The sequence below is a fragment of the Methanobrevibacter sp. genome (assembly GCF_036307625.1).
Classification (GTDB): Archaea; Methanobacteriota; Methanobacteria; order Methanobacteriales; family Methanobacteriaceae; genus Methanocatella.
Genome location: NZ_JAXJXF010000080.1, coordinates 1 through 4,261, shown reverse-complemented (window position 1 = coordinate 4,261; position 4,261 = coordinate 1). Strand labels below are relative to the sequence as shown.

General features: G+C 28.7%; 4 protein-coding genes. 2 read left to right on the top strand and 2 right to left on the bottom strand.

Going from position 1 to position 4,261, the window contains the following annotated elements:
• Nucleotides 1-82: 82 nt before the first annotated feature.
• Both hisG and pyrB read left to right on the top strand, forming a co-directional pair.
• Nucleotides 83-943 (top strand): ATP phosphoribosyltransferase, encoded by an 861-nt coding sequence (hisG, locus tag UIB65_RS05110; protein ID WP_330040024.1) that lies wholly within the window; start codon nucleotides 83-85, stop codon nucleotides 941-943.
• Between the two features lie 16 nt (nucleotides 944-959).
• Nucleotides 960-1,895, top strand: coding sequence for an aspartate carbamoyltransferase (gene pyrB / locus UIB65_RS05105; protein WP_330040023.1), 936 nt, complete (start codon nucleotides 960-962; stop codon nucleotides 1,893-1,895).
• On the opposite strand, the gene UIB65_RS05100 is transcribed toward pyrB, so the two are convergent.
• Together UIB65_RS05100 and UIB65_RS05095 are read right to left on the bottom strand one after the other, a co-directional pair.
• Nucleotides 1,888-3,051, bottom strand: a complete 1,164-nt coding sequence (locus tag UIB65_RS05100) for an orc1/cdc6 family replication initiation protein (RefSeq protein ID WP_330040022.1) — start codon at nucleotides 3,049-3,051, stop codon at nucleotides 1,888-1,890. The genes pyrB and UIB65_RS05100 overlap by 8 nt on opposite strands.
• A gap of 639 nt (nucleotides 3,052-3,690) precedes the next feature.
• Nucleotides 3,691-4,173, bottom strand: a complete 483-nt coding sequence (locus UIB65_RS05095; RefSeq protein WP_330040021.1) for a DUF2299 domain-containing protein — start codon at nucleotides 4,171-4,173, stop codon at nucleotides 3,691-3,693.
• Nucleotides 4,174-4,261 lie beyond the last annotated feature (88 nt).

The window sequence follows — 4,261 nt, the reverse complement described above, 5'->3', positions numbered from 1 at the left end:
ATTAATAATATTAAAACTTAAAAAAAGTATTAAATAAAAAGATTACAAAAATATTATCATATAAAAAATTGGAAAGATTACGATGAAAATAAAAATTGCTGTTCCTTCGAAAGGAAGAATAAGTGAACCTTCAATTAACATTTTAGAAAAAGCAGGATTAGGATTACAAGACAGAGAAAGCAGAAAACTTATTTCCAAAACTTTCAATAAAGATATTGATGTTTTATTTGCAAGAGCATCCGACATTCCTGAATTTGTTCAAGATGGAATAGCTGATATAGGAATTACTGGCATAGATTTAATTAAAGAAAATGAAGCAGACGTTATCGAACTTCTTGACTTGAAATTTGGGAAAACAAATTTGGTTTTAGCGGCTCCGGAAGATTCAAACATTAAATCTGTTGAGGACATAACACCAGAAATGACATTAGCTACTGAATTTCCAACATTAACAAGAAAATATTTGGATAAAAATAACCTAGATTTGAAGATTGTTAAATTGAGCGGATCTACAGAGGCAGCTCCATTCATAGGTGTTGCGGATTTAATAACAGATCTAACAAGTACAGGAACAACATTAAAAATGAATCATTTGGAAGTTGTCGATACACTGTTAAAAAGTTCAATTGTTTTAATTGCAAATAAAGTAAGTGCAGAAAACAAAAAGGAATTAATCGAATCTGTTAGTACAAGTATTAAAGGAGTATTAGATGCTTCACGTAAAAAATTACTGATGATGAATGTGAAAACAAAAGATTTAGACAATGTTAAAGAAGTTATGCCATCAATGGGTGGTTTAACAATATCTGATGTATTATCTGAAGAAAAAACTGTTGCGGCACAAGCAGTGATAGATGAAGATGAAGTATTTGATTTGGTAAACAAATTAAGAAATGCTGGCGCAAAAGACATACTTGTCGTTCCAATTGAAAGAATAATATGATTATTAAATAAAAGGGTTGATTAGAATTTTCAAATTAAAAAACATAATTTCAATAAAGGATTTCGAAAGAGAAGATATAGATTACATCCTTGATGAAGCAACTAAATTGGAAAACATTGCAAAATCAAAGGAAACTTGCGATGAACTTAAAGGAAAAATATTAGGCCTGATGTTTTTTGAACCTTCAACCAGAACAAAATTATCATTTGAAACTGCCATGAAACGTTTAAATGGTGAATGCATAGGATTTGAAAATAGTGGATCTAGTTCTGTGTCAAAAGGAGAAAGTATAGCAGATACAGCAAAAATGTTTGAAGGCTATAGTGACGCTTTAGTAATTAGACACGAACTTGAAGGGGTATCAAAATTCATATCAGACATCGTTGATGTTCCTGTTATTAATGCAGGAGACGGCGCCGGACAACACCCAACACAAACATTGCTTGATTTATATACCATAAAAAAAGAAATAGGTAAAATTGACGATTTAAAAATAGCTTTAATCGGTGATTTAAAATTCGGACGTACAGTTCACTCATTATCAAATGCATTATGTTTATATGATAATGTTAAAATTTATTTGGTATCTCCAAAAAAGCTTAAAATGCCTCAAGAAGTTCTTCATGATTTGGATAAAACCAACATAGACTACGAAGAAGTTGAATCAATTGAAGAAATAATTGATGAAGTAAATGTATTATATGTCACTAGAATTCAAAAAGAGCGTTTTGGAGATATAAACGATTATCTAAAAATAAAAGGAGCATATATTGTTAATAAAAAAATGCTTGAAGGTAAAAATGCTATTGTAATGCATCCATTACCTAGAATTGATGAAATAGACGGTGATGTTGATGATACAAAATATAATAAATATTTCAACCAAGCATTTAATGCCGTTCCTGTAAGAATGGCTATTTTAAAAACTTTAATAAAAAACAACCCTAAATAGAGAAAAGGGTTGCTTCGAGTAAATTTTCATTGCATTGAAGTTTTATAATATTTGTTCTTCCTTTTCCACGTCCACGTGAAATTGTATTTGTAGATATTATGCCCAACAATTCAAGTTCATTTATGAAATCAAAAATTCTTCTGTATGTTACAGCATCCTTTTTGGAAAGTTCCTTATATTCCTCATATAATTTTCCGGAACTGATTTCTTCATCCTGTTTGGTTAAATTCAAGATTGCTTCAAGAACCCTTTGCTGTTGAAGAGGTAAAGTTTGAATGATTTCAGTAACTTTATTGTGTTCAATCCTATCTTTTGCCATTTTAACATGTTCGCTGGTTACTTTTTCTGAATCTTCATCAAAAGCCAATTCTCCTGCATTTTTAAGTAAATCAAGAGCATATCTTGCATCACCCTCTTCCTTAGCTGCCATAGCTGAACATAATGGAATAACATCATCATTCAAAACACCATCACTAAATGCCAATTCAGCCCTTTCAGACAAAATATCACTTAACTGATCTGCTCCATAAGGTGGAAAAACAATTTCCTTATCATTTAAACTGCTGGTAACCCTGGATTTAATCAGGTTTTTAAAATCAAGATAATTACTGATTGATAAAACAGAAACATTGTCTGTTCTTGTCAAAGTGTATAATATACCGTCTCCATCCTTGTCAAGCAGAATATCGATTTCGTCTAAAATTACTATCAAAATCAATTTTTTACCGAATGCATTTGTTTTAAAAATATCTCTAAATGTATTTACAATTTCCCCTTTGGTCCATCCCCTATTAGGAACATCTCTTCCTAATTTCTGACATAATTGAGCAATAACCTGATATTCTGTTGTATAATCTGTACATCTAATATATTCCACTTTAACGAAGACATTTTTATTATTTGCTGCATCCAACAATTGTTCACGGGCAAATTTGGAAGCTGCAGTTTTACCAGTTCCAGTTTTCCCATATAAAGTTACATTAGAAGGAGTTACTTCATTTAATGCATCAATCCAATATTTAGCAATTTGCCGTATCTGTTCTTCCCTATGAACTAATTTTTCAGGTAAAAATCTATGATCTAAAGGTTTTTTATCTTTAAATATGGCCTTACCTACAGTTTCACCTTGTCCAATCTCATCAAAAATGTTTGACATAATAACACCAATGTAATAATAATTATAAGTTTAAGTAAAAATTAGAAAAAAACCGTGAGTATTAATTCCAGTGATAATTTATTAAATTATATCATAAATAAACTTTTTTATTACAATAGTGATAAAAAATAAAAAAGCCATTATATAAAAATCCTTAAAAAAATGTATAAATAATAGAAAACACTTAATTTTAATAAATAAGTACGTATAATCTATTGATAATAAAAATATCTTGAAAAATGCATTTAAAATTAAAATATGAAATAGTACTATTTCAAATATAAGATATCAATTTCAAGTGTAAAAATCTAATGAAAACAAATAGAGTTTATCCTTATTTTAACTCTAATCAAAATATTTTAAAAAAATTATCATGATTTATCATAGAGTGAGAGAGATGTGTTTCAAGTGTATCAAATTTCATGCGAAAATCAATTTTCAAGAGATAGATTTCAAGTGTAACGAAAATGAAAAATTCATAAAAAAATATAAAAATGAAAAATAAAGGTAGAAAATACTATAAAATGAAAACAAAAGAATATTTGATGAGATAAATTTCAAGTGTTTACAGATGAAATATACCTCTTCAGTCTTAATATACCTTCGAAATGTTTATACTTGAAATGCACCTCTCCCTCTCTAAACAAACATATCATTTTCATTGGAAGTTTGAACATTTGGGGAGATACTGCCAAAGGTTTTGTCAATTAAGAAAATACAATGTAATTTTGCCTTAAAAACACGTTTAATGGTTTTCATCAATTCATTTTTAGTTAATCCGTCTTCATAAATAGTATCAGTGACAACAAATTGCTGCAATAAGTCCTGATTGATGCTTAGTTCAAAATCAACCAAATAGCTGTTAAGTCCGAACTGAAGATCTAAAATGAAGTCTCTTCTAACCTGAGGACTTGATGCAACCATTAGATTAACATGTTCTTGCGCAACCTGTGTAGCGCAGGCAATTATTACGCAGTCCTTACCTGTTGGTTTTACTACATCCATTATGTTTTCTTTTGGAAATTCAATGATATAGTGAAAATCAGCATTTTCATCAAATTTTTTTTCTAATAAACATTCTTCGTCCATTAACCATTCTCTAAGGTTATCTTCAAAATCCATATTATCATCATCTATTAAATTTAATAATAAATTATATATTTTTTTATTATATATATTATAAAGTATGATTGAATATAATAAATTAATT

What these genes read in the sequence shown, in the direction of transcription:
- hisG (WP_330040024.1), top strand. Translation starts at nt 83, where the DNA reads ATGAAAATAAAAATTGCTGTTCCTTCGAAAGGAAGAATAAGTGAACCT.
- UIB65_RS05100 (WP_330040022.1), bottom strand. Translation starts at nt 3,051, where the DNA reads ATGTCAAACATTTTTGATGAGATTGGACAAGGTGAAACTGTAGGTAAG.
- UIB65_RS05095 (WP_330040021.1), bottom strand. Translation starts at nt 4,173, where the DNA reads ATGGATTTTGAAGATAACCTTAGAGAATGGTTAATGGACGAAGAATGT.